Source organism: Limnothrix sp. FACHB-881, from assembly GCF_014698135.1.
GTDB lineage: Bacteria > Cyanobacteriota > Cyanobacteriia > CACIAM-69d > CACIAM-69d > CACIAM-69d.
This window is the reverse complement of sequence record NZ_JACJSN010000006.1, coordinates 146,829-172,579: the sequence shown is the minus strand read 5'-3', so window position 1 is coordinate 172,579 and position 25,751 is coordinate 146,829. Positions and strand designations below refer to the sequence as shown.

At 53.5% G+C, this 25,751-nt stretch carries 15 protein-coding genes and 1 other RNA gene; 8 read left to right on the top strand and 8 right to left on the bottom strand.

The features are described from left to right. Window positions 1-256 precede the first annotated feature (256 nt). Window positions 257-796, top strand: a complete 540-nt coding sequence (locus H6G52_RS08055; RefSeq protein ID WP_190527581.1) for a hypothetical protein — start codon at window positions 257-259, stop codon at window positions 794-796. Between the two features lie 50 nt (window positions 797-846). Here H6G52_RS08055 and H6G52_RS08050 read toward each other — a convergent pair whose 3' ends face one another. Together H6G52_RS08050 and H6G52_RS08045 are read right to left on the bottom strand one after the other, a co-directional pair. Next, window positions 847-1,881 carry a CHAD domain-containing protein gene (locus H6G52_RS08050; RefSeq protein WP_190527579.1) on the bottom strand — a complete coding sequence of 345 codons (1,035 nt, stop codon included), beginning with the start codon at window positions 1,879-1,881 and terminating at the stop codon, window positions 847-849. Further along, complete coding sequence (locus H6G52_RS08045; protein ID WP_190527659.1) at window positions 1,782-2,567, bottom strand: TIGR00297 family protein; 786 nt, start codon at window positions 2,565-2,567, stop codon at window positions 1,782-1,784. Before H6G52_RS08045 ends, H6G52_RS08050 begins: the two co-directional genes overlap by 100 nt. Window positions 2,568-2,742: 175 nt before the next feature. Between H6G52_RS08045 and H6G52_RS08040 the strand changes: the two genes are divergently transcribed. From H6G52_RS08040 to H6G52_RS08030, 3 genes are all read left to right on the top strand, one after another. Continuing rightward, window positions 2,743-3,216, top strand: a complete 474-nt coding sequence (locus H6G52_RS08040) for a VOC family protein (RefSeq protein ID WP_242026266.1) — start codon at window positions 2,743-2,745, stop codon at window positions 3,214-3,216. 195 nt (window positions 3,217-3,411) lie between these two features. Continuing rightward, complete coding sequence (gene ftsH, locus H6G52_RS08035) at window positions 3,412-5,532, top strand: ATP-dependent zinc metalloprotease FtsH (RefSeq protein ID WP_242026265.1); 2,121 nt, start codon at window positions 3,412-3,414, stop codon at window positions 5,530-5,532. 257 nt (window positions 5,533-5,789) lie between these two features. After that, a complete protein-coding gene (locus H6G52_RS08030; protein ID WP_190355230.1) occupies window positions 5,790-6,104 on the top strand; it encodes a hypothetical protein in 315 nt (104 codons plus the stop codon). A 27-nt stretch (window positions 6,105-6,131) separates the two neighbouring features. Here H6G52_RS08030 and H6G52_RS08025 read toward each other — a convergent pair whose 3' ends face one another. The 3 genes from H6G52_RS08025 to H6G52_RS08015 form a co-directional block, all read right to left on the bottom strand. Beyond that, window positions 6,132-6,647 (bottom strand): hypothetical protein, encoded by a 516-nt coding sequence (locus tag H6G52_RS08025; protein ID WP_190527575.1) that lies wholly within the window; start codon window positions 6,645-6,647, stop codon window positions 6,132-6,134. A 421-nt stretch (window positions 6,648-7,068) separates the two neighbouring features. After that, window positions 7,069-7,165: signal recognition particle sRNA small type (ffs, locus tag H6G52_RS08020), an RNA gene on the bottom strand. A gap of 83 nt (window positions 7,166-7,248) precedes the next feature. Continuing rightward, window positions 7,249-9,036 (bottom strand): peptide ABC transporter substrate-binding protein, encoded by a 1,788-nt coding sequence (locus tag H6G52_RS08015; RefSeq protein WP_190527573.1) that lies wholly within the window; start codon window positions 9,034-9,036, stop codon window positions 7,249-7,251. Between the two features lie 527 nt (window positions 9,037-9,563). Here H6G52_RS08015 and H6G52_RS08010 point away from each other — a divergent pair. Then, on the top strand, window positions 9,564-11,582 hold the full coding sequence (locus H6G52_RS08010) for a GAF domain-containing protein (protein WP_199312259.1): 2,019 nt from the start codon (window positions 9,564-9,566) through the stop codon (window positions 11,580-11,582). Window positions 11,583-11,649: 67 nt separating this feature from the next. Here H6G52_RS08010 and H6G52_RS08005 read toward each other — a convergent pair whose 3' ends face one another. Continuing rightward, window positions 11,650-13,035 carry an aminopeptidase P family protein gene (locus tag H6G52_RS08005; protein WP_190527569.1) on the bottom strand — a complete coding sequence of 462 codons (1,386 nt, stop codon included), beginning with the start codon at window positions 13,033-13,035 and terminating at the stop codon, window positions 11,650-11,652. A 188-nt stretch (window positions 13,036-13,223) separates the two neighbouring features. Further along, window positions 13,224-18,638: an ATP-binding sensor histidine kinase gene (locus H6G52_RS08000; protein WP_190527567.1), complete on the bottom strand. Its 5,415-nt coding sequence runs from the start codon at window positions 18,636-18,638 to the stop codon at window positions 13,224-13,226. A gap of 595 nt (window positions 18,639-19,233) precedes the next feature. Between H6G52_RS08000 and H6G52_RS07995 the strand changes: the two genes are divergently transcribed. The 3 genes from H6G52_RS07995 to H6G52_RS19060 all read left to right on the top strand — a co-directional run bounded on the left by H6G52_RS07995 (window position 19,234) and on the right by H6G52_RS19060 (window position 23,632). Beyond that, window positions 19,234-19,632, top strand: coding sequence for a DUF2358 domain-containing protein (locus H6G52_RS07995; protein WP_190527654.1), 399 nt, complete (start codon window positions 19,234-19,236; stop codon window positions 19,630-19,632). Between the two features lie 106 nt (window positions 19,633-19,738). After that, window positions 19,739-20,929 (top strand): TRC40/GET3/ArsA family transport-energizing ATPase, encoded by a 1,191-nt coding sequence (locus H6G52_RS07990; protein ID WP_099532551.1) that lies wholly within the window; start codon window positions 19,739-19,741, stop codon window positions 20,927-20,929. A gap of 369 nt (window positions 20,930-21,298) precedes the next feature. Next, entirely contained in the window at window positions 21,299-23,632 is a 2,334-nt protein-coding gene (locus tag H6G52_RS19060) for a fused MFS/spermidine synthase (RefSeq protein WP_190527566.1), read from the top strand. Between the two features lie 49 nt (window positions 23,633-23,681). On the opposite strand, the gene H6G52_RS07980 is transcribed toward H6G52_RS19060, so the two are convergent. Continuing rightward, a complete protein-coding gene (locus tag H6G52_RS07980; protein WP_199312257.1) occupies window positions 23,682-25,691 on the bottom strand; it encodes a penicillin-binding protein 2 in 2,010 nt (669 codons plus the stop codon). Between the last annotated feature and the right edge of the window lie 60 nt (window positions 25,692-25,751).

The following is a 25,751-nucleotide window of genomic DNA, read 5'->3' as shown; positions in this document are numbered from 1 at the left end:
AAGTTTCTTTGGAGATCTTGAACAGATTCCTGGTCTTTTTGTAATGCTTGATCATTAAACGCAAACATTAATGGGAAATGGGATAACAATCTCCATGAAAAATTCAAATAAGTATGCAAATGCTTGGGGCGCTGGCAATTGTTGCAATGGAATCGGCCAAGCCCCTGATTTTCAACTCCATGGCCCTCAAAATGACGCTCCACTGACTTGCGAGGCTCAAGCGTCCAGACCTCAGCCCCAACACACCCAGGCCGCCATGCCGATTTGTTGCATTTGTCCCGGCTTTGCGGATCGATCGGCGACGGAACAGTTTTTAGCAGCCACCTGGAAACCCGCCTGGCCCCAGCCCTTGGTGATTTGGGAGGCCACCTATCAGGGCGATCGGGTGCTGGAGGCGCTGCGGGCGATCGATCCCCAACGGGCGATCGGGCTAATTGGCTTCAGTGCAGGCGTGGTGGCAGCCTTGGGAGCCGCCCAGGCTTGGCAGCGGCGCGGTGGGCGAGTGCGGGCGGTGTTTGCCTGGGATGGTTGGGGGGTGGCGCTGCCGGGGGGACTGCCGATTTATCGGTTCAGCCACGATCAATGGACGCACCGCAGTTCCGCTTGGTTGGGGCCCGGGCGGGCGCAGTTTTGGGCTGATCCCCCCTTGGCCCATCAGGCTTTTTGGCGATCGCCCGATCGAGCCTGGGGGTGGTGGTCTGTGCCCGATCGGGCCCCCAGCCGCACGACGGCCGCCACCATGCTGCAAACCTATCTCCAAGGTTGGTATGGTCTGGGCGAGGATGGCACAGCTTAAGGGATCAATGTCCTTTAAGGCTTGAAACGACTAAGACAGTCAGCCAATGGTTAGGAGTTGAGGCGGGGGCGGTTTACCACGTCTCGGATCCGCTCCCGTTGATTGGGGCGATCGAACTGCTCCTGGAGCTTCAGCCAGTTTTCCCAGGCCCGATCGCGCTGTTGTTCCAGCAAGCCAGCCCAAACGGGCGCATCAGTGGCCCACTGAATCCCGATCGTTTTCACCAAAAAGTTTTCCAGCACAGCGATATCTTGCAAATCGCCCAACACGGTTTGGATATCGCCAATGGTGTCGAGCAATTGCTCGTAGTCACTGCCATAGAAATCGGTAAAAAGGGCCATTTGGTAGCGCACCCGCTTGGCCACCTTGCGCAGGTCATGGATCACCGCCCACTCCAACAGCGAAAGATCCGTGACCGATCGCCCTTCGGTTTGCACCAACCAGCCGGGATGCATTAACCAGTGGGACAAAACCGGTAACAGCAGGTCGGGAACCACCACCACGGCGGGCCAATCGGCGGCGGGTCGCAAGCGCGGTTGGGCAATCCAACGCCCCAGCGCTGTGTTGATGGCGGGCCATTCGCGTTTTTGCAGGGTTTTGCTGACGCGACCGAAGGCTTTTTGGCGTTGGCCGGCCAGCTCTTCGCGAACCGTTTGCAAAAGGGGCTGTTCTTCCGGGGGCAGGTTTTGCAGGTAGCGATCGCGCAAGGCTTCGTCCATTACGTCCAAATCGCGCAGTTCTCCCAAAATTCTGGCCACTTGCCCCACGGCCCGCTCGCTGGCTCGTTTGGGCAGGTCAATGGCCACGGCAAAACCCACAATGGCCGATCGCAGCCGTCGCAGGGCCACGCGCATTTGGTGTAGCTCTTCGGGATCCTGGTCTTTGAGGACGGCGGCTTCGTGGCGACCGGCCTTGGCCCAATGCTTTTCGATCGCGGCTTGGGCCGTGGCCCCAAGGCTGCGGGAGTTGGGGTTGGCGGGCGAGTCTAGGGGCTGATCGGGCTGATCGCCGGCCACCCGATCGCGATCGCCAGCAGGGCCGCCAGCAGGGTTTGCAGACCGTTCACGACTTCGTTTGTTAACCACGGTTGCTGCTCCTGCCAAGTCGCGCCCACAATACTTTCCACTGTTGTAGCCAGGAATGCGGCGATCGCGCATCCCAAAATTCCGAAGGGAGAAATTAAGCCCACACCCCAGGCCACAAGGGCTTGGGCGATCGAGGCGGCAAAACCGGCTAGGGTTCCTTCCAGGCTGACGGCTCCTTCGGTTCCCGGCGGCACGGGCTGAAAGGAAATCACCGAAAAGGTTCGCCGGCCATAGGCTTTGCCAATTTCGCTGGCGCAGGTGTCGGAGAGTTTGGCGCTGAAGCTGGCGGCATAGGCCAAACTGAGAAGGGGGATCCAGGTTTGGGCGATCGCCTGGTCAGCAGCTAAGGACAACAGCCCGATCGCCCCGGCACAGAGGGCCCCACCAAGGGCCGATCCCCAAACGTTTTCCGGGCCCCTTGCGCCCGATCGTTTCTCGGCAATGCCAGCGGCTTCCTTGCGGGCCAAACCCACCCGAGTGACGGCCGACCCCGCCAAAAAGTAGAACCCCACCACGGCATAGCCCGGCCAGCCCATGCAGCCCCACACCAACACACCCAAAATCCAAGCATGGACAATGCCGGCCGGCGTGAGCAGTTTTTTGGGGGCGATCGCCACTAGGGTGAGCAGCAGTGTGTTCAGCACCGCGGCCGTGAGCCAAGGGTGTTGGGTCGTTTGCTGGGTAATGGGCGTTGCGATCGCGCTGAAATCCACGGCAGCCTTTTCCTTCAGACTTCTTCTGTCATGCTATCAGGTGGATGGTGGCTCCCTCTGACTTTGGCAATTTCTCTAAACCGTTCTCATCATGATCACTTCAACAGCGATAACTTCGGCAACCGGGGCTGCAGCTACTCCCACAAATTTGGAAGTAACTCCCACGGGTCAACCCTTCGGTTCCGAAAATTCCCGGGCGATCGCCCTGTTTCACTTAGCCTTTCCGGTGGCCGACCTGGCCCAAACCAAAGCCTTTTATATGGATGGGCTGGGTTGCACCGCTGGACGCGAGGGGCCCAACTCGCTGATTTTGAATTGCTATGGCAACCAAATTGTGGCCCACGTGAGTCCTGGGGCCTGCCAACCGCAAAAGGGGATCTATCCGCGCCATTTTGGGTTGGTGTTTGCGGCCTTGGCCGACTGGCAAGCCTTGATCGATCGAGCCGAGGCCAAACAACTCACCTTTGAACAGACCCCGCGCCGTCGGTTTCCTGGGGAACAATTGGAGCATTACACGGCATTTTTAGCCGATCCGTTCCACAATTTGCTGGAATTTAAGCACTATGTCCATCCTGAGGCGATTTTTGGGGCCGTTGATGACCAACGGGTGGGCGATCGCTAAAGGTCTGGGGATTGCGAACGTTTGGCCCGATCGAACGCTTGCGCCGATCGCAGATTGCCCCGATCCGCCGATCAGACACCGATCAGACACCGATCAAACACTGACCCAGAGATCGAACCGGGCTGTGCAAACCGCCAAGGGCCTAGACGGAGCAAGCTAGACTAGAAACAGTCCACACCGCCAGCAGCTTTCAGCATGATGCGCTTTTTTGGAATGGGATCTCCCTCGGAATCATCGCACCACACCGCTAACCGATCGCAGGCCGATCGAACCGGTGGGGGGCATCCCGGTTCATGGATCCTACCCACCCGATCGCGCCATCGTCGGCGACGGGCGATCGCCTCGGCCCTGCTGCTGTTTAACCTGTTGACGGTGACCGCGCCCGCCTTAGCCCAAGGTCAACTGGCCCAAGGCCAACATAACGATCGCTCTTCTTCGGAAGCGACTTCCACAACGGGCTCATCCGCCAACCAACCGGCCAATCAGCCTGCCAACCAGCGCCGCGGCCGCACCCTCACCTATGGCGATCTGATGGAAAAGTTGGAGGCGGGTCAGGTCAAGCGAATTGATCTATTTCCCGCAGAACAACTGGCCCGGGTCTTTTTGGATCAAAATGGTCGCGCCAGCTCGCCCTACGAAGTGACCCTGTTTGAGCGCAACCCGGAATTGATCGAAATTGCCCGGGCGAAGGGGGTGGAACTCTCGGTGCAAGAGTCGGTCGATCGCACCGCAGCCCTCAGTCTCATTGCCAATTTGCTGTTTGTGGGGTTGGTGATTGCCCTACTGGTGAACATTGTGCGCCGCACGGCCAACGCTTCGGGCCAGGCCATGAACTTTGGCAAATCCCGCGCCAAGTTTCAGATGGAAGCCAAAACCGGCGTGACCTTTGATGACGTGGCCGGGGTGGAGGAAGCCAAGGAGGAGCTACAGGAAGTGGTGACTTTCCTGAAGCAGCCGGAACGCTTCACGGCTGTGGGGGCCAAAATTCCGCGCGGGGTGTTGTTGGTGGGGCCGCCGGGAACGGGCAAAACCCTTTTGGCCAAGGCGATCGCCGGAGAAGCGGGCGTGCCCTTTTTCAGCATGTCCGGTTCGGAATTTGTGGAAATGTTCGTGGGGGTGGGCGCGTCTCGGGTGCGGGACTTGTTCCGCAAGGCAAAGGAGAGCGCCCCTTGCATTGTGTTCATTGATGAAATTGATGCGGTGGGTCGCCAACGGGGCGCGGGCATTGGCGGCGGCAACGATGAACGGGAACAAACCCTCAACCAACTGCTGACTGAGATGGATGGGTTTGAGGGCAACTCGGGGGTGATTATTATTGCCGCCACGAACCGCCCCGATGTGCTGGACTCGGCCCTGATGCGGCCAGGCCGGTTCGATCGCCAAATTACCGTTGATTTGCCCAGTTACACGGGTCGGCTGGCAATTTTGCAAGTCCATGCCCGCACCAAAAAGGTTGAAGAAGGCGTGTCGATCGAGGCGATCGCCCGGCGCACTCCCGGTTTTGCGGGGGCCGATTTGGCGAATTTGCTCAACGAGGCGGCGATTTTGACGGCCCGGCGACGGAAGCCGGCCATCAGCCTGGAGGAAATTGACGACGCGATCGACCGGATCACCATTGGCCTGAAGTTGGCTCCCCTGTTGGATAGCAAGAAAAAACGCTTGATTGCCTATCACGAGGTGGGCCACGCCCTGTTGATGACGCTGCTGAAGCATTCTGACCCGTTGAATAAGGTAACGATCGTTCCCCGATCGGGCGGCATTGGTGGGTTTGCCCAACAGGTTTTCAATGAAGAAATGGTGGATAGCGGTCTCTATACCCGTGCTTGGATTCTCGATCGAATTGTGATGACCCTGGGGGGACGGGCGGCCGAGCAGGAAGTGTTTGGCGATTCCGAAATCACCGTCGGAGCCAGCAACGATCTGAAGGTGGTCAGCACCTTGGCCCGCGAAATGGTCACTCGCTATGGCATGTCTGATCTGGGTACGTTGGCCCTGGAAAGCCAATCGGGCGAGGTGTTTTTGGGACGAGGTTGGATGTCGCAGCCGGAATATTCCGAAGAGGTGGCCGCCAAAATCGATCGCGCCGTGCGGGAAATTGCCGTCAACTGCTACGAAAAGGCCTGTCAGATCCTCCGTGAGCATCGAGAACTGGTCGATCGATTGGTTGATCAACTGCTCGACGAAGAAATGATCGAAGGGGATGAATTCCGCAAAATTGTTCGTTCCTACGTCCCAATTCCCGACAAGGATTACCCCGAGGATCGACAAATGCGTCAAGCCAGCAATGTCGGCAACCCGGCTGCGGCCAGGGTTTAGAACCGCGATCGCCCGATCGCTCTGGATCGATCACCCTGAATTGATCTGGATTGCTTTGGGTCGATCGCGTTGGCTTGATTGCTCTAGATCGGTTAATCAAAATCGATTGCTTTGGGTCGATCGCGTTGGCTTGATCTCGATTAATCGTCCCGACTTACTTAGTTTGCTTGGCCTGAATGGATTGATTGAAATCCAATGAGATCGATGCCCAAGCCGATCGCCTCCCATTGCCCCCCAATTCCCCATTGCTTGGAACCATGACGATCGAACAGCCCGCCCCGTCACCGCAAACGTCCGTGCAAATTGGCCCCTACCAAGCCATCACCCAGCCGGGAGGGTTTCAACTGCAATCTTTTTCCACCGATCAGGTCTATCGGTTTGCCGGAGCGGGAATGCCCACCAGCAGCATCAGTGAACCGATGGTGGATTTAGTGACCAGCTACATTGCCGAATGGGAACATCTTGTGTCGCCCAACGAGCGATCGGGAGCCATGTCATTTCGGGAAGTGTGGCAAGAGGCCGCAGACTACTTTGAGGCGATCGAGGGCATCGCAGAGGGGCGGCGCGGCTAAAGGCTCACTAATCGTTGAGGGAACCACTCAATGGGTTTCCCCTGAGCGCCGCCGATCGGGGGGCGCAGGCGGTGGCGGAGGAGCGGTCTTTTGCTCCAGTCCCAACAGAATTTCTGCCCATAGCGCGTTTGAGTCTGCGGGATCGGGTGTTTCGGCCGCTGGTTCCATCCCTTGATCCAAGGGGCGATCGGGGTTGCTTGCCTCACCCTGTGCCACCTTGGAATTTTCAGAGCTTTCGGGATTCTCGGAATTTTCGGGATCTTCAGGATTTACGGGAGCCTGGGGGTCTTCGTCCTGTGGGTACTGGCTGCCCATATAGCGCTCAATGTCCTCGATCGCCGCTTCTAAATCCTCCAGGGTAATTTCCTGGTTGGCGGGAGGTGCGGTTTCGGTTGCGGCCTGGGGGCTGGGGGCTGCTTCGGGTTCCACCGTGTCAAGGGCGGCCGCATCTTCAGGATCGGTCAGATTTTCCCGTAGGCGTTCGAGGGCCTCTAAGAAGGCCTGTTGGGCCGCCTGCCTGGCCCCATGATGCCGCTCCATCATTGTTAATTACGCTCCTAGTGGCTGTGCGATCGCGAATCCCCGCGCCCTGACCCTGGTGATTGAACTGGGCTGCCGCTGAGACGTTCCCGATCGATCGGCTGCCAAAACCAGTACCTCAGCCTTCGCTAGGACTGTCTCGATTTCAGTTCAACAGGCTGAATACTTCAATCCTATGCAATTCAGGTCTGTGGTTGTTGGATTCATCAACAACTCAGGAAATTCGCCCGTTGATTTATGTATCCCGCGATGTGTCCCGTGATGTGTCCCGCGACTTATCCCGCAATGCGTCCCGAGATATATCCCGAGATATATCCGGCGATCCATCCCGCGATCGACCGGGGTACTTTACAAGATTGAATACGAACAAAAAATAAGTAGAAGCAATAAACAGAAGCAATCAACAAAAGCAATCAACAAAAAAAGAGACCCGGAGACCGCGCCTATCTCAAGCATCCCTTAGTGCTGCTGCCTTCCGGCTCTGACACGGTTCGGGCGTTGGGATTGCGCGGATCCAGGTCGCAATAACCATACCATGAAGGGCCCCCGTTAACGCAAGGGCGAGAAACTCGGCGGTTTCTGAACCCGATTGATGGATGGAGGGTTAGGGACGCTTCCAGGTGGCGATGTTCCAGGTGTCGCTGTCCCAAGGGGTGAGATCCACGCCCTGCAATCGATCGCTGACGGCTCCCACTTTGGCCCGGGCAATGAGGGGAATCAGGGCCACATCCTGAATCAGTTGGTCATTGAGGGCAATCATGGCCGCCTGCCGTTTGATCGGATCCAATTCCTGGTCGGCTTTGGCCCAAGCTTGGTCATAGGCTGAGTTGCAATAGCGGGTGTAGTTATTCCGGTTCCAGTCGTTGGCTTTGCTGGCAATTTCGGCGCAAGTCCACCATTTCAGGTGTGCGCTGGGATCCGGGGAGGTGTTGCCGGTGGTGTAGAGCTGCAAATCGGCTTGGAAGCGGTTTACGGTGTCGGCGTTGGCCGGGTCGCCGGAGAAGAAGGCTCCGGCATCCACGGACTTCAGTTCCACGCCAATCCCGATCGACTCCCAAGCTTGCTTCACAATCTCCTGGGTTTTCTGGCGCAGGGGATTCACCGAAGTGACAAACAGCACCCGCATTTCCACACCGTTTTTGTCGCGAATTTGGTTGCCGTTGGTGTCTTTCCAACCCGCTTGATCCAACAGTTGGGCTGCTTTTTGCAGGTTGAATTCCACTTGGTTGTTGGGTGAGGCAAACTGCTGGGGAGCGATGATCAGATTGGCTGTGGGATTGCCGGTGGGGCCATAGAGCTGCTGGGCAATGGTGGCGCGATCAACCGCGAGGGCAAAGGCCTGGCGCACGGTTTTATCCGTGAAGAAGGGGTGGGGAAACTGCACGCTCGATCGCTCCCCGTCGGCAGTGGCCCGGTTGGGGTCAGTGAAGTTAAAGTGAATCCGCTCCGATTGGGCCCCGGTCACGGCCAGCAGTTTGCCCTTGCCGCCGCTTTCCAGTTGCCTCAAAATCGGCGCTTCCACCTGCGGATTGTAGGCATAGTCGGCATCGCCGGTTTGCAGCACGGCCCGGGCGGCCGAGGTGGCATCGCCGCCGCCTTTAATTTCCACCTGCTCGAAGGCGAGGCTAGCCCGATCGCGGTAGTTGGGGTTCGGTTTGTAGACGATCGAATCACCCGGCTTGAAGGACTCCACTTGATAGGGGCCCGTCCCGATCGGCTTCAGGTTGGCCGGTGCTTCCTTGGCCCTGGCTCCCACATAGTCCTGAAAAATGTGTTTGGGCAAAATCATGCCGTTGTAGCCAGTGAAGGGCTGAGACCAACTGGCCGTGGGCGCTGTGAATTCAATCCGCACCGTTTGCGGATCGATCGCCCGCACCGATTTCACCATGGCGTAGTCCGTGAGGGTGGCCGCGCCGGTTTTAGGATCGCTCAAAAACTCATAGGTAAAGACCACATCCTCAGCGGTGAAGGGTTTGCCATCGGCCCACTTCACGCCGGATTTCAGCTTCCAAGTGACCGATCGCCCGTCCTTGGCCACACCACCGTTGGCCAGGGTGGGTTCTTCTGCCGCCAAAAACAAAACCAATTTGCCCGTTTTGTCGTAGCTGGCGAGGGGTTCATAGACCACGCGCGCCCCGTCAAAATCCTTATTTCCTGTGGCCAGGTGGGGATTCAAAATGGTGGGGGCTTGCCAATAGAGCAACTTCAGGGTTTTATCCGCTGGGCCGCTGGCGCTGGGACGGTTGGCGGAGTTGGTGGATGCGCCGCCGCCACAGCCCCCCACCAGCAAGCTGGCCACCAGCCCGATCGCCCCCAACGACTGACGCAACTGGGGTGATCGAGCCGGAGCGATCGCCCTTGTCCATTTCCGAGGCCAAAACAGGTTAGGCATGAATCGCCACCAGACACCACAACATCAATCGAAAACCACAATAACAGCCAACAATAATCCGTCTGCCTTAGTCTGTCTCGTGCGATCGATTAACGTCCCTGTCATGCTCCCGCAACGTCCCCGCAATGCTCCCATGGCTCCCACTGCTCCCATCGCTCCGTGGCCGGTAGCCGCCGCCGACCCAATCAATTCCTGAAATCACTTCTAGAATGAGATTAGGGAAATAAAATTCAGCAAAAATCAATCCTAATCAACAGCATTTGAATCGGGTGAATCGCGAAATTTTTTAACCAAGCTCTTGATCACCATGGACTGGCCCGGAACAATGAAGGATTCGGGATCCACCAGGGATCGACCTTGAACGCTGTTTGTCGTTGCAGGGTGCGGCGGAAAACACCATGAATGCCCAGTCATCCGAGAGGGTGTCTGAAGATTCAACAGCGCTGTTGAATGTTTCTGAATGTTTGGCCGGATGGCAAACCACAAACCAATCAGAGGACGAGTCAGATCCTGAAGCTTGGAGGCTTATGGAAAATCAAGCGAGTCCAGGGTTATTGCCAGTGACCCTGGAGTTGTATGAACGGGCGATGGCTTCGGCTAGTTGTGGCATTGCGATCGCCGATATGAGCCGGCCCGATCGCCCCCTGATCTATTGCAACGAAGCCTTCGAGACCATGACAGGCTACCGCCGGGAAGAGGTGTTGGGGCGTAACTGTCGGTTTATGCAGGGGCCTGACACGGATCCGGTGGCGGTGGAGCAACTCAGCCAGGCCATTCGCCGGGGCGAGGCCTGTGAGGTGGTGTTGCTCAATTACCGCAAGGATGGCCGGCCCTTTTGGAATCGCCTTTCGATCGGCCCCGTGCATGATGCGGCGGGCCATTTGACCCACTACATCGGCGTGCAAACGGATGTGACCGAAGCGGTGGAAGCCCGCAAGCGCCAAAATCGGCAATTGCAAGAGGAACAACTCCTGAGCGGCGTGACCCAACGCATTCGCCAAGACCTGGACTTGACGGCGGTGTTGAGCACGGCGGTGAATGAGGTGCGCCAACTGCTGCAGACCGATCGGGTGGTGGTCTATCGCTTTAACCCCGACTGGAGCGGCATTGTGGTGGCCGAGTCCGTGGGCGAGGATTGGGATGCGTCGTTGGATGTGACGATCGAGGACACCTGTTTTCAGGTCAGCCGCGCCCAGGATTACCAACAGGGACGCATTAGCGCCATCAGCGACATTGAAACGGCTCCCCTGAGCGAGTGCCATCGCAATTTGCTGCGTCGGTTCCAAGTGCGGGCTAATTTGGTGTTGCCCATCTCTGACCATGGCCGGCTCTGGGGTCTGTTAATTGCTCACCATTGCCACAGTCCGCGCCAGTGGCATCCGAACGAAATTCATTTGTTGGAGCGGTTGTCCCATCAATTGGCCGTGGCCGTGTTGCAGGCGGAACTGTACGAACAGGCCCAAGCGGAAATTCGGCGGCGACAGGCAGCGGAGGACAAGCTCGCGGATAAGGCGGCTCAATTGGAGGCGGCATTGCAGGCCCTGAAGTGGCAGCAGGCCCAGTTGGTGCAGGCGGAACGGTTGGCGGGGCTGGAACAGTTGGTGGCGGGGGTGGCCCATGAGGTGAACAATCCGGTGGCCTTCATTGCGGGCAATTTGGCCCACGCGGGGCACTATATCCAGGATTTGTTGAATTTGGTGAATGTCTACCAAGCGGAGTGGGCGCGATCGGGGATGGCTCCTGCGGCCGAGGTGGAAGCGTTGGTGGAAGAGGTGGATCCTGCTTACATTGCTGAGGATTGGCCACGAATGTTGCAATCGATGCGATCGGGCGTGGAGCGAATCCAAAAGATTGTTCGATCGCTGCGGGCTTTCTCGCGGTTGGATGAGGCAATTGTCAAGAGCATTAACCTCAACGAGAGTTTGGATAGTGCCTTGGTGTTGTTTCAAGGGCGGCTGAATGCTTTGCGCAGCGGTGATCAACTCCACTCAATTCAGCTCATTCATGAGTGGGGAGCACTGCCGGCCATCACTTGCTATCCGGGCCCGCTGAATCAGGCGTTGGCGGCGCTGATTGAAAATGCGATCGATGCTTTGACGGTGGCGATCGAGTCGCCCCCATGGTTAGCCAAGGAAGAACGCCCCACCATTTGGCTGGTCACGGCCCTGGATCCGGCCAGCGGGCGGGCGGTGATTCGAATTCGAGACAATGCCCTCGGCATTCCGGAAGCGGTGCACGATCGCATTTTGGATCCTTTCTTTAGTACGAAGCCGATCGGGCAGGGGACGGGGTTGGGCCTGTCGATCGCCTATCAAACCATTGTGGAGCAGCATGGGGGGCGGCTTTGGTTTGAGTCGGAACCCAATCAGGGCACGACCTTTGTGGTGGAGTTGCCCCCTGCACCGCCTGCGCTGGAGGAGGCAGAATCAGCGGCGGATTTGCCCGATCGATTTCTGATTCGGGGTAATTTGGGCGATCGACCCATACCGCCCATGCTGCCCAATGGTGGCGGGCGATCGATGCCGTCTCTGTTGCTGTCTAGCTAGGGGCTGGCTCCTGGACTGACGGGCGCTTCAGTCCAGGAGCCAGACTTGAGGCTGACTTTTGAACCCGCTAAGCACCAGTGATCAGCGCGCAAATTTGGTCGGGATCCGTGGGCAAATCGGCCGTGAGCACCTCCGGCCCCGTCGCCGTGACCAACACGTCATCCTCAATCCGAATACCGCGCACATCGGCAAATTGGGCCAACCGTTCCCAATCAACACAGTCGTCATAGCGATCGCGCCGAGCGGGGTCTTGCAGCAGGCCTGGCACTTGATAAAAACCGGGTTCGATCGTCACCACCATGCCCGCCTCCAAGGGGCGATCGAGCCGCAGGAAACACCAGCCAAACCGCTCACTGCGTTGGCGATCGGGCGCATAACCCGCGCGATCGCCCAGATCCTCCATGTCATGCACATCCAGCCCCAACAGGTGACCCACACCATGGGGAAAAAACAGCGTATGGGCATCCCGATCGACCAACTGCGCCGGTTGCCCCCGCAAAATGCCCAAGTCCACCAGGCCTTCCACCAACACCCAAGCCGCCTTATGGTGGATGTCGCGGTATTCCACCCCCGGCCGCACCGCCGCCACCGCCGCATCATGGGCCGCCAACACCACCTCATAAATTGCCCGCTGCGTGGCGGAAAACTGCCCCGATACGGGCCAGGTGCGGGTAATGTCGGAAGCCCAGCCGCTGGCCACCTCAGCCCCCGCATCCACCAACAACAAATCTCCCGGCGTGAGGGGGTGGTGGTAGCGCTCATTGTGGAGCACTTCGCCCCGGGTGGTGACAATACTGTTGTAGGCGGGGCAAGCCTCCTGGGCGATCAAAGTGGCTTCGATGGCCGCCCGCACGGCCGCTTCCGTGGGGGCTTGGCGAGTGGCCGCGAGGCCGGCCCGGTGGGCAGCCACCGCGATCGCCGCCGATCTCCGCAACTCTCCTAGGGCTATCGGATCCTGGGTCGATCGCACCGCCACGATCGCATCCACCAGGGCCCCATCGGGGCCGTTCGCCTGGGCCGGTTGGGGAAGTGATCGCCCCAGCAATGTTTCCTGATCGGCCCGAGCCGCAGGCGACTGCACCGCAATGGTGGCTACCTCCGCCACCCGATCGCCCAAATAGCTCGCCAGCTCCGCCAGGGGATAGGCATCCTCCACCCCCATTTGGGCCGCCAATTCCGCCCGCGAGGGTTCCGGCCCATGCCACAACGCATCATCAACCGTGGGCTGATCCCAAAACAGAATGGAGCGCCCGTCCAGGATCAGCAGCACGGCCCGCTCAAGGGACAGACCCGCAAAATATAAAAAATGACTACTGGCCCGAAAAGGATAGCGATTGGCGGGAAAATTTCGCGCCGCCCCTTGCCCAGACCACAGGGCCACCGGAAACGACACTCGATCGCTTAACCGGCGACGGCGATCGCGCAACCCATCGACAAAACTGTAATCACTCATGTTCTGATCTCTGTTTCTGATCTCTGTTTCTGATTTTTGCTCGCTGATCGGCATTGAATTTCAGGCTATGGGGCCTAGGTTATTAATTTCGGACTATTGGTTCCAGGTTATTGGTTCTAGGCTATTAGCTCCAGGTTATTAATTTCAGGCAATCTGTGATCGAAATCTCCAACCGTTCCGCAAGCTGCTCAAGATCCGTGAATGGGCAAACTCATCAGAAACTGAGACCCCTGGCCCAACTCCGATCGCACCATTAAGCTACCGCCATGTTTTTCCACCACAATTTGGCGAGCGATCGCCAAGCCCAACCCTGTGCCTTTGCCAACGGCCTTGGTAGTGAAAGTGGGATCAAAAATCTTGGACTGCAATTCCTCGTTCATGCCCTTGCCATTGTCTTGAATGGTCACTTGCACGTGATCATCCACCCGTCGAGTGCCAATCGTAATGGTTTGCGGATGGGCCGCTAACGCCTCGAATGCTTGCCCTTGTGCTAGCTCATCAAACATGTCGATCGCATTGGCCAAAAGATTCATAAACACTTGATTAAGCTGTCCCGGAAAGCAATCGATTGCCGGAATGTCCCCATAGTCTTGAATGACTTCAATGGCGGGACGATGCTCATTGGCTTTTAGTCGATATTTCAGAATCAATAATGTGCTGTCGATTCCTTCATGTAAATTGGCTTGAACTTTATATTCAGTATCTGCCCGCGAAAAGGTGCGCAGACTATTGCTAATACCTTTAATGCGATCGGTTGCCAATTGCATCGATTTCAACAAGGTTGGCAAATCTTCACTCAGAAAGTCTAAATCAATCTCTTCTGCATTTTCCGTGATGCTGGGTTCAGGGTTGGGATAATGTTGTTGATAGAGTTCTAAATGACCAATGAGATCCTGAAAAGAATCTTGTAAATTTTGAATGCTGCCATTTAAAAAGCCGATCGGGTTATTGATTTCATGGGCAACTCCCGCCACCAAGTTTCCCAAAGATGCCATTTTTTCGCTTTGAACAATTTGTAGTTGAGATTGTTCAAGCTGTTGAGCATAGGTGCGTGCTTGCTGATAGAGCCGAGCATTTTCCAGTGAAATCGCTGCTTGGGCACAAAGAAAATTCAGAACCAAGAGCCGATCGCTCGTAAATACATTTTTCGCAGCTTGGTTACTGAGATACAAAATGCCTACCAATTGCGCTTGGTTGAGAATTGGTAAGCACAATATGCTTTGGGGCATCGGGCGATCAAGAAAAGCATCCCTGATCGGCAAATGGGTTTGACCTTCATTGATCACCACTGACTCTCTAGTATTTTTCACCCATTGAATTAGGGGTAAAGGCAGGGAATTTTCATTCTGAAGAGGGATGGTGCAAAGCTTGGTCGTTTCCGTGGAGGCGATCGCCCGCACTAACCATTCACCATCATGATCAGGAACCATCAAAACGCACTGGTCACCGCCGGAATACTGCAAAATAATTTGCGTTAATTGTTGCAGTAGCTCCTCTAGTTGAATGGTGCTAGCGATACTTTGAGATGCTCGAATGATAGCTACCAAGTCGAGCATGACATTGAGATTATTACTGCTGGAATTTTGTGTGGCGGTGGAGCTATAGGTTGCTGTCGCAACAGAAACAAATGTTTCCAGAGGATTCAATTTCTCGGAAGTCGATTCGAGAATAGGAGCCAGCAATTTGGGATAACGCTGTTCGATGTCACTGACCTTCGCCTTTGCACCCCATCGGGCATAGCAGTAATAGGCTTCTTGCATATAGCTGGCGGCGAATTTTTCCTTATTCCAATCTAAATAGAACTTGGCAGCGAGTTCATTCGCTAAAGCTTCTTCCTGTAAGAATCCCTGTGCCTTGGCTCCATCAATGGCGCGATCATACAAAATACCGGCTTCGTAAAACTTTTCCAGCACGCGGCACTTTTCTGCTTCTAACAAATCCACCTTATGTTGATGATTAATTGGCGATTGATTGGCCCAAGTGGCTAAGGTGGCTTGCTGCTGTTCTCCGAGAGATAAGGCCCGCGATCGCCCTAAGCTGGACTGAGTAGTGGCAACCCGAAAGTAAGTTAACCCTGCATAGAAATAGAAAACTGAAATATGAATATGTCCCGTGATGATATACATGCAAGGGGAGCCTGCGTTGATATAATCAATAGCCCGCTCATAATGATCAAAAAGATAAGCCAAAATCAATTTATAAATATAAGCAAATGCCAAGCCAGACGATTCATTTTTTTGTACATACTGGGGGAACATCACAGTTTCATCATAGCTCTCACCAATTAGCCGATCGGGGTAATCAGTGTTGGTCACAAAGCCTTGAAAAGCTTGCTGCTGCATGCGCAGATAACTTACAGGATTTTCTCGCTTCATTTGGCTCAAAATGATGCAATATTGCTCCATCTCCGGTTCTATATCAGTTAGACAAAAGCCAGAGAAAAATTGATTAAAAAAGTAATTATTAATGCTATAAACTGCGTAGAGTAAATTGCCGGTTTCCATTCCCAATAAATAGCTTTCCTTGAGCATGGGAATGGTTGATCGCAAAGAATTATGGCGATGCTGAATAAAAATACTAAATAGAAAAAGGGTCATGGCCCGATATTCAGGAGCACTGAAGCGATCGAGCAACTCTAAGGACACCTTGCCAAACTGATATCCCTTTTCAAACTCATTGTAAGAATTGGTCAAAATTAGGCCATAGCCACTGTAGCCAATCATGGAAACAGAGCTGTTACCAAATTCCAAGGATAAGCTCACCATCCGCGCACAAACCAATGGAAAGAGTTCTATCTTCACCATGTAGATCGGTGCAAAAAGTGCCGCCATTAACTTCATAGCTGCCATGATCCGAGGATTGGTCATGGGAGCAAGATGCCCCAGATCCTCAATGACATAATCTTCAAGTTGCTGAGCTAATGCTTCAAGCACTTGATGACTCATGGTTGAGTCGGCTTGGGTGGGCAAGGCCACACCCAGTTCCGAAAGTGCATTGGCCCCGACTGCGATCGCCTCTAACATTTGGTTGCGAGTGGCGAGAGCATTAATTTGAATTTTGTAGATTTCTACCTTGTCTAATGGATTTTGGGCTGCCGTTAAAACCTGCTGACAATGATTGTCCATCTCGGCAATGTCGCCCATGAGGCATGCCACCTCGGCCGCTAAGATATGTAGCTCCAAACTCAGGTGGTATTGTTTCTGCCAACGATCATTGGATAGGAGCGATAACCCCGTGTTAACAAAGTTGCTGGCAGCCGCATAGGCCGTTGCCATTTTGGCTTTTTGGGCAGCTTCCAAATTACTTTGAGCCAAGGAAAACCGTTCTGTATCGGTGGTGAGTAAGTCTTGGCCTAAATTTAGGTGGTTAATAATATCAAATCGTCGATTTTCTAACTCTGAACCAGAGAGCTGAGTCTGCAAAAGTTGACCAATCATCAGATGGGTCATGGGTTTCTGAGCCGGATCAATCAGGGAATAGGCGGCCTGTTGGACGCGATCGTGTAAAAAACGATAGGTTGGATTAACCTGCGGTTCCTGCACCTCCCGATCGGCTGGGGTTAGTACCTCCGGCTGGAAAAATTTATAGACCTGACTGTTGGGTAAAACCAAGCCCTCTTGCAACGACTTCCAAAGGGCATTGGCTGTTTCTGCGGCAGATTGTTGAGCAATAATCGAGAGGGTTGTTAAGTCGAATTGGTTACCCAAACAAGCCGCTAGCTTTAAGACCGATCGCGTGGATTCAGGCAGCTTTTGAAGCCGCGCCGCCATAAACTCCACCACATCATCAGTCGTGGTTAGGGTGTAGATGCTGGAAATATCACATTCCCAATAGCAGGCTTCTCGGTTGAATGTAATCCAGCCTTCCTCGTGGAGCGACTTTAGAAATTGTGTTGTGAAAAAAGGATTGCCCTGGGTTTTCCGATTAATTGATTCAGTTAGGGGTAAGGCTCGATCGGGCGGGCAACGCAATGTATCAGCCACTAAATCATTGGTATGTTCTAGACTCAGTGGATTTAGGGTAATGGTGTTAACAATCGCTTTTTCTTTGATCAATTCTTCCAGAGTAACCAGGAGGGGGTGAATGGGCGAAACCTCATTATCGCGATAGGCTCCCAACATGAGTAAGTGGGCACTATCCCCCATCAAAACCTTCAAAAGTTGCAAAGAAGCTAAATCTGCCCACTGTAAGTCATCTAAAAAAATGACCAGGGGATGATCGGGCCTTGTGAAAACCTGAATAAATTTCTGAAACAGAAAATTAAACCGATTTTGGTCGGCTGCTCCTGATAGTTCGGGCACGGCTGGTTGAGACCCAATGATGGTCTCCAGCTCGGGAATGACTTCAACCAAAACTTGTCCACTTTCTCCCAAGGCTTGCAAAATTTTGGTTCGCCATTGGTTTAAGTGACTATCTGGCTCAGAAAGCAAATAGCTCATTAAATCGCGGAAAGCTTGCACAAAAGCCGAGAGAGGAACATTGCGATTGAATTGATCAAATTTCCCCTTAATGAAATAGCCTTTTTGGCGAGTGATAGGCTTGTGAATTTCATGAATGACGGCGGTTTTGCCAATTCCGGAAAATCCCGCTACCAGCATCAATTCTGTGCTTCCTTGGGCAACGCGTTCAAAGGCTGCTAATAAATGAGCAACTTCCCGATCGCGCCCGTAGAGTTTGTCAGAAATCAGGAATCGATCGCTTAAATCTCGAGTTCCCAACTCAAAAGGCTGAATTTGTTGAGTGGCCTCCCACTGTGTCCAACATTCCTCCAGGTCATGCTTTAACCCTTTCGCGGTTTGATAGCGATGTTCTGCGTTTTTTGCCATTAATTTAGAGACAATGGCTGCCACCATGGAAGGAATCGCGGGATTCACCTGGTCAAGCGCTGTGGGTGTTTTGGCAATGTGACAGTGAATGAGTTTGAGGGGATCCGCTGCTTCAAAGGGGAGCCGACCACTCAACAATTGATAAAAGGTGACTCCAAGGGCATAAAAGTCCGTGCGATAATCAATGCCGCGATTCATGCGGCCGGTTTGTTCAGGGGCTAAATAGGCAATGGTTCCCTCAAGAAGATTAGGGTTCTGAATTTCCTGAGTTTCCTTGGGCAGCACGGAAGCAATACTAAAGTCAATGATCTTGATTGCTTTGGTGCTGGGTTGAATCAAAATATTAGCGGGCTTGATATCTCGATGAATAACGCGGCTTTGGTGTAAGTCATGGAGAATTTCGGATACCTGTAAGGCAATTAACAGAAAATCAGTTAACGAAATCGAGTATTGTTTTCGGTAATTTTCTAGGGAAATGGCGTTGAAATCTTCCATCACTAGGGCATAACTGTTGCCATAGGCTTCTAAACTATAGGGATGTACAATACCCGTAATGTTCAAAGACTTGGCGATGCTATATTGATTGCGAAATTGTGTCAGCTCGTTAAAGCTGGGATACTCATGGCAAAGAATTTTGATGACGACCGATCGCCCTGTATCCGTCTGAATTGCCCGGTAAACGGCTGTGCGAGATCCTGAGTAAAGTTGCTCAGTAATTTCGTAACCATCAAGGTTGGGCCACAAAGTGGGTGAGGTTTGTTGCAGTGGGCTAGTCATGGGCCACGGTCATGCAGTTGAGGGGTGGATTCAGCGCCTTAGTCCTGACCCAAGCCTTGATCGAGGCTGATTGGGCCATGGTCTTGATTGTGGTTTGAAGAGTTTTGGGGCTTAACTTGACGACTGCTTGAGATCACGTTAGCTCGGCTCTAATCATAGCAATTGCAATCACAAGTTGCTAGATTAATGGGCAAAAAATTGAGTTAAGTTCAGCAATAATCAAGCAGAGCTATGTTAAAAGAATGCTCTATAATGAATTATTGAATGTTTTATAACTAAATAGTTATTTTGAAAATCATTGAGTATTGTGCTTTAGAATTGACTTAAAAATGCGATTAAAAATTTATTGAGAAATTAATTTCAAAAAATCTCAGCAGAAATTATACTGAAAATCCATAATAAGAATAGCATTTTCAAGAAATTTTGTTCCGAAACCATAACCAAAGAGTGATTGTAGTGATCACAAAAATTCATCAATCGCCTAAGCTAAAAATTAAGGCCCATTTGGTGTGTTGGTTGATGAAACAAATTGAACGTTGGCTTTGATGCTGAAAATACTCCCTGGATCAATATCGAGAATCAAATGGATAGACAGATGGACATAGAATCAGTTGTTGAAATTTTGAAAGCAGACTATCAGAAATTTCCTAAGGATCAAACATTTGAAATTTACGATCAGGAGGTTTATTTCAAAGATCCAACGAGCGAATTTCGAGGAGTTGATCGCTACCGAAAAACGATCGCCTTTATTGATCAATGGTTTCAGGATCCTTGCCTCAGGCTGCATGAAATTGCTGTGACAACCGATCGCACGATCCGCACAGACTGGACTCTGACTTGGACGACACCAATCCCCTGGAAACCGCGAATTTCGATCACCGGTTGGAGTGAGCTGGGGCTGAATTCCCAGGGTTTAATCAACTCCCACATTGACTATTGGCAATGTTCCATCTGGGATGTGTTGAAACAGCATTTTGCTCGCGCAAACGGTTGACAGATCGCGCAACCTACCTGAGACAGGCTTCAAAAAGCTTTACAAAAAACGCCATAATGGAGGCGCACTGGGCGATCGTCTCCTCCGAAACAAAGGCAATTCCATCATGCGCGTAATTTTGATGACCGGCAAAGGCGGAGTCGGTAAAACCTCCGTCGCCGCAGCCACCGGCCTGCGCTGTGCCGAGCTGGGCTACAAAACCCTCGTCCTCAGTACCGATCCGGCCCATTCCTTAGCCGATAGCCTGGATTTAGAGTTGGGTCACGACCCGATCGCGGTGCGACCGAACCTGTGGGCGGCGGAGTTGGATGCCCTGGCAGAATTAGAAGGAAATTGGGGCGCAGTGAAGCGCTATATCACGCAAGTCCTGCAAGCGCGTGGCCTAGAAGGTGTGCAAGCGGAAGAATTGGCGATTTTGCCGGGAATGGACGAAATTTTCGCCCTGGTGCGCATGAAGCGGCACTACGACGAGGGTGAATACGAAGTCTTGATCATTGACTCAGCCCCCACGGGCACGGCCTTGCGGCTTTTGAGCCTGCCGGAGGTGGGCGGTTGGTACATGCGCCGCTTCTATAAGCCGCTGCAAAGCATGTCTGTTGCTCTGCGGCCATTAGTGGAACCGATCTTCCGCCCGATCGCTGGTTTTTCATTGCCGGATAAGGAAGTGATGGACGCGCCCTACGAGTTCTATGAACAAATTGAGGCGTTGGAAAAGGTCTTGACCGACAGTTCCCAAACTTCGGTGCGGCTGGTGACCAATCCAGAAAAAATGGTGATCAAGGAATCGCTGCGGGCCCATGCTTACCTGAGTTTATATAACGTGGCAACCGATATGGTGGTGGCCAATCGGGTGATTCCGGCGGAGGTGAGCGATCCCTTTTTTGATCGCTGGAAAGCCGATCAGCAGAAATATAAGGATGAAATTCACGAGAATTTCCGTCCCTTGCCGGTGAAAGAAGTACCGCTTTTTTCTGAGGAATTGTGCGGATTGGCAGCGCTCGATCGCCTGAAGGAAACTCTTTACCCCAACAACGAAGATCCTGCTCAGGTTTATTACAAAGAAACGACCTTGCGTGTGGTGCAGGTGGACAACACCTACAGTCTGGAAATGTACTTGCCGGGCATTCCTAAGAGCCAGATTGAACTGAGCAAAACCGGTGATGAACTGAATGTTCGGATCGGTAACCATCGCCGTAATTTGGTGTTGCCCCAAGCCCTGGCGGCTCTGCAACCAACGGGCGCTAAAATGGAAGAAGATTATCTGAAAATTCGCTTTTCAGAACCCGCTAAGGTCTAGCGTTGATTATCTGGTTTCCGTCACCTCAAATCCTGAAGGCTTAAAAGTCACGAACTTGGAAAATAATTTCCCTGGAAGATCATAACCCTGAAAGATCGTGATCTTGGCAGACCGTGATTGTGCGAAAGTGCGGGGGCAAGGGGCTTAAGCCCCTTGTCTTTTGGGGAACTAGCTTAAGATAATTTGGGCTAAATAGGTGCTGAGTTAAGATCAAACCGGCTTGTTCGGTATGGGTGACAGCAGGATCAGAGCTAGCCAGAACTGGATAGGTAATGATTTGGTTTTATAAAACTTCCTTGGTTCACAAGAATCATGAAAAAAACAATATTTTCGGTAGCGCTCTTTGGTAGCGCTTTTTTACTATTTTGGGTGCAATTTATTGTTGCAAAAAGCCTGCTGCCTCTGTTGGGGGGAACACCGGCCGTTTGGAATGTTTGCCAGGCTTTCTTTCAAATGATGCTGTTGGCCGGCTATGGCTATGCGGCTTGGTTGAGCGATCGCCCGTCGTTACGCTCTCAGTTTTGGATTCATGGAGCTGTGGCGATCGGGGGTGGGTTGGCGCTTTGGAGTCAGTTTAACCAAGTCTTGAGTCAATCAACCATTACTGTCGATCGCCCCTTAATTACTCTGCTCCAAATTTTGTTTTTAGGAGTGGCTTTGCCGTTTTTTGCCCTTTCAGCAACGGCTCCCTTGTTGCAACGGTGGGTATCGCAAACTCGGTTAGATTTAGGTAAGGATCCCTATGTCCTTTATGCTGCGAGTAATGCGGGCAGCTTGTTAGGCGTTTTGGGATATCCAGGGGCTATTGAGCCGCTCTTTTCCCTGCTGGAACAGCGACAATTTTGGCAATTGGGCTATGGGATTGAGCTGCTTCTCATTGGGGCCTGTGTGCTAATTACTTGGCGCGATCGCAATTGGAATTCTGCGGGCGACTCAAATAACTTAGAACAATTTCTGCAATCAAAACAACAACCAGGATTAGAAAATTTTGAAAGTTTAGGAGATTTTAAAAAACTAGAAAACCTCGAAAATCTAGAAGAATTAACAACATTACCAGAACAATTAACCACCCTCGGTAATACACCAGCTAGTTCAAAAAATGGCGCAGTGGTTAATCGCCTGACGTTTGCTTCTGAGCCGGAAAGCTCGCCAAACAAACCCTTGCAACCCACTTGGCGCGATCGACTCCAATGGGCCCTATTTGCCTTCTTGCCAGCCAGCTTATCGCTGGGTGTCACCACCTATGTCACTACGGATTTGGCGGCAATTCCCCTCTTTTGGGCAATTCCCCTCAGCCTTTATCTATTAACTTATATTGTCGCTTTTTCCAATTGGCGATGGAGCGCGATCGCCTACCCACTGTCGATCGCCAGCTTGCCATTATTGGTGACTCCGTTGGTGTTTTGGTCGCGCTTGGATGGGGCCCAAAATTTGTGGGTGATGTTGCCATTTCACTGGCTGGGATTTGCGATCGCGGCCTTTGTTTGCCATCAAACTCTGGCGCTAATTAAGCCATCCGTAACTTACCTGACGCAGTTTTATTTCTGGATTGCTTTGGGGGGAGCTTTGGGCGGATCGTTTAACGCGATCGCTGCGCCCTCCCTGTTTTCCACAACCCAGGAATATCCCCTGATTCTGATTTTGACGCTGCTGTCGGTGATCAACTCCCACCGCTTGCCCAAGTGGAGTTGGATCGCGATCGGGCTGGGGTTGGGCGCACTGCTAGCAGGAATTAATTTCAATCATCTGGCAGACTATTGGGCCGCCTATTGCGTTGCTTTTGGCTTGCTGGCCTCGATTGGTTGGGCGCTGCAATTGCGCAAAACCAAAATTATTTCTGCGGGACTGGCCATTATTTTAATGATGCAATTTTCCGTGGGCTTACGGGGCGAGGTGCTGTTAATTGATCGCAGCTTTTTTGGAGTGAATCGGGTGGTGCGCGATCGCTCAAGACAGGTCATGTCCTTGCTCCACGGCTCCACACTCCACGGCCAACAAAGCCTGCTGCCCCAACGGCGCGATCGACCGCTCACCTACTTCACAGAAACGGGCCCGATCGGGGAATTTTTTGCGGGGTTTAATCAATCTCGGCGCGATCGGGTGGCGGTTTTGGGCCTGGGCATTGGTACGTTGGCCAGCTATGCCCAACCGGATCAGCAATGGACATTTTATGAAATTGATCCCACGGTGAAGTCGATCGCTCAAAATCCCGCCTATTTCAGTTTCTTGGAGCTGTCAAAGGGCAAGGTGACAGTGGAAATTGGGGATGGCCGTTTAAAAATGCAAACGGTGGGCGATCGCTCCCTCGATTTGGTAATTATGGATGCCTTTAGCTCCGACTCCATTCCCGTGCATTTAATTACCCGTGAAGCCATTGCCAGCTATCTCAACAAACTGACCGATCGGGGCTTGATTTTGGTTAACATTACGAATCGCTATCTTGACCTGTTGCCTGTCTTGGGAGCCATTAGCCAAGATTTGCGCTTAACGGCAATTCATCGCTGGGATTTGCGGGTTTTGGAAGCGGAAAAAGCAATCGGTAAAACCCCTTCCCATTGGGTGGCGATCGCCCGATCGCCCCAGGATCTGAATTGGTTAATCGATCGCCCTCAAACCCAATGGCAACCGGTTCCACCCCAACCCCCTAGCCAACTTTGGACAGACGATCGCTCCAGTTTGCTATCGGTGATTCGATCGCGCTAAATCTGTTCCCAAGTGGTCAGAAAATTGAGCGAACTTGATCTCGAAAAACCTATTGGGGCGGTAATCCGTCGAGCGTAATAATCGATTCCAAAATTGGCTTAGCCGCCGGAGCCGCCACCACCCCGCCAGAACCACCCGGAGGTTCATCAAAAATGGTCATCACCACATATCGAGGATTTTCAACGGGAAAAATGCTGACAAAACTGGCAATGACAGCCCCGCGCCGATAGCCGCCCCGTTCATCTTGTTTTTGGGAAGTGCCGGTTTTGCCCGCAATCCGATAACCCGGAATTTGGGCCCGTTTGCCCGTGCCCTGAGACACCACGGTTTCCATCATTTTCAGCACCTCGCGGGTGGTGGCGGCGGAAAAGACGGGCATCGGTTCCGGGTGGGCCGGTTGCCAATAGGGTTGCCCTTCAACGGTGCTGAGGCTGTCCACAATGTGCGGCGTGACGAGTTTTCCCCCATTGGCCAGGGCCGCGATCGCCCGCACCAATTGTAGCGGTGTGATGGCAACCCCTTGACCAAAAGAGGTGGTGGCGCGGTCAATTTTGGAGGCTAAAAAAGTCTGACGATCTTTAATTTGACCAGGGGTTTCAAAGGGCAAATCAACCCCGCTAGCTTGATTAAAACCCAGGCGCTGTAAGTATTGATAAAACACCCCTGGATCTAATCGCAAACCAATCCGAACTGTGGCAACATTGCTCGAAGTTTGGATGACTTTGCTCAGATTCAATTTCCCTAGCCTGGCAAAGTTGAAATTGCGAATGATTCGATCGCCCACTTGCACCGAACCATTGTCATCAAAGGTGTCATCCAAACTCAACACCCTCGAATCCAACCCCATGGCCATCACCAGCGGCTTGAAGGTTGACCCCGGTTCGTATAAATCCGAAACCACCCAATTCCGGAAACGGGCAACATCCGCCTCTGAGTAGCGATTGGGATTGTAGTTGGGTTCACAAACCAGGGCCCGAATGGCTCCCGTTTGCACATCCAGGACGATCGCGGCTCCCTTTTTGGCGCGGCTGGCGGTCATTTGAGCCTGCACGGCGGCCCGGGCGGCCCGTTGCAATCGCAAATCAAGGGTTAATTTGAGCTGTAAATCGTCTAAATAGGTCAACTGGTTCAGCCGATCGTTTTCCAGGCTGCCCAAGCGCGGCAGGGCATAGCCACCCGGGGCCCGTTCCAGGGTCACAGGACTGACCGATCGCGCCAACAGTCGCCCCATGGAATATTCCAAGCCGGTCTTACCTTGGCCGTCAAATAGGTTCACATAACCCACAATCTCCGCCGCCATCTCATCCTGGGGATAGACCCGACCGGGCCGCTCATGCAACTCCAGCCCATCCAAGGCCGTGCGCCGAATCCGTTGGGCCTGGTCTTCCGTCAGGGACTCGTGGAGCCGAATGCCGCTGCGGCCCCGCTCCAGTTTTTGGGCCACCTCTGTCACCGGTTCCTGCAAAATCGAAGCCACAAGGGCCGCCACCACGGATTTGGGCTTGTTGAATAGCTTGGGGTGGGCGTAGAGGGTGTAGGTGACCCGATCGAGTGCCAGCGCCACCCCGCGTCGATCGACAATTGAGCGGCGAGGCGCAAAGGGTTTGACCGTTACTCGCTGTTGGGCGCGGGCCCGGTTGGTGAGGGTTTCGCCCTGAACGCCCTGTAGCCACACCAACCGCAATACCAACCCCGCCACGGCCGCCAGCAAAACGCCGCCCACAACCGTCACCCGTTGGCGGGACGGGTTCACCTGGCGTGGGTCGGGCAACTGGGCGCGAATTTGCCGCCAGGTTTGCTCCCATTTTTGGGTTCGTGAGTCATCCCGATCGGGCGTTGGCCCCAACCAAGATCGAGGGCGCGATCGAGGGCGCGATCGGGCGCTGGGGCCCGGCTCACCGGGGCGATCGCCCCGTTTGCGAAATGCTTTGACGTTGAACGCTTCCAAGGGCCAATCGTCTCCTGCTCCTTGCCAATCGGCCGCCGATCCAAAGCTGCGGCGCGATCGCGCATCCCGATCGCCCGAGGCAGCATCTTCAGCGGGGTCAAACCGACTCATGGGCAGGCACAATCAATCGCAAGCGGTAACAGATCAAATCTTAAGGGGCGGTGGAGCGTT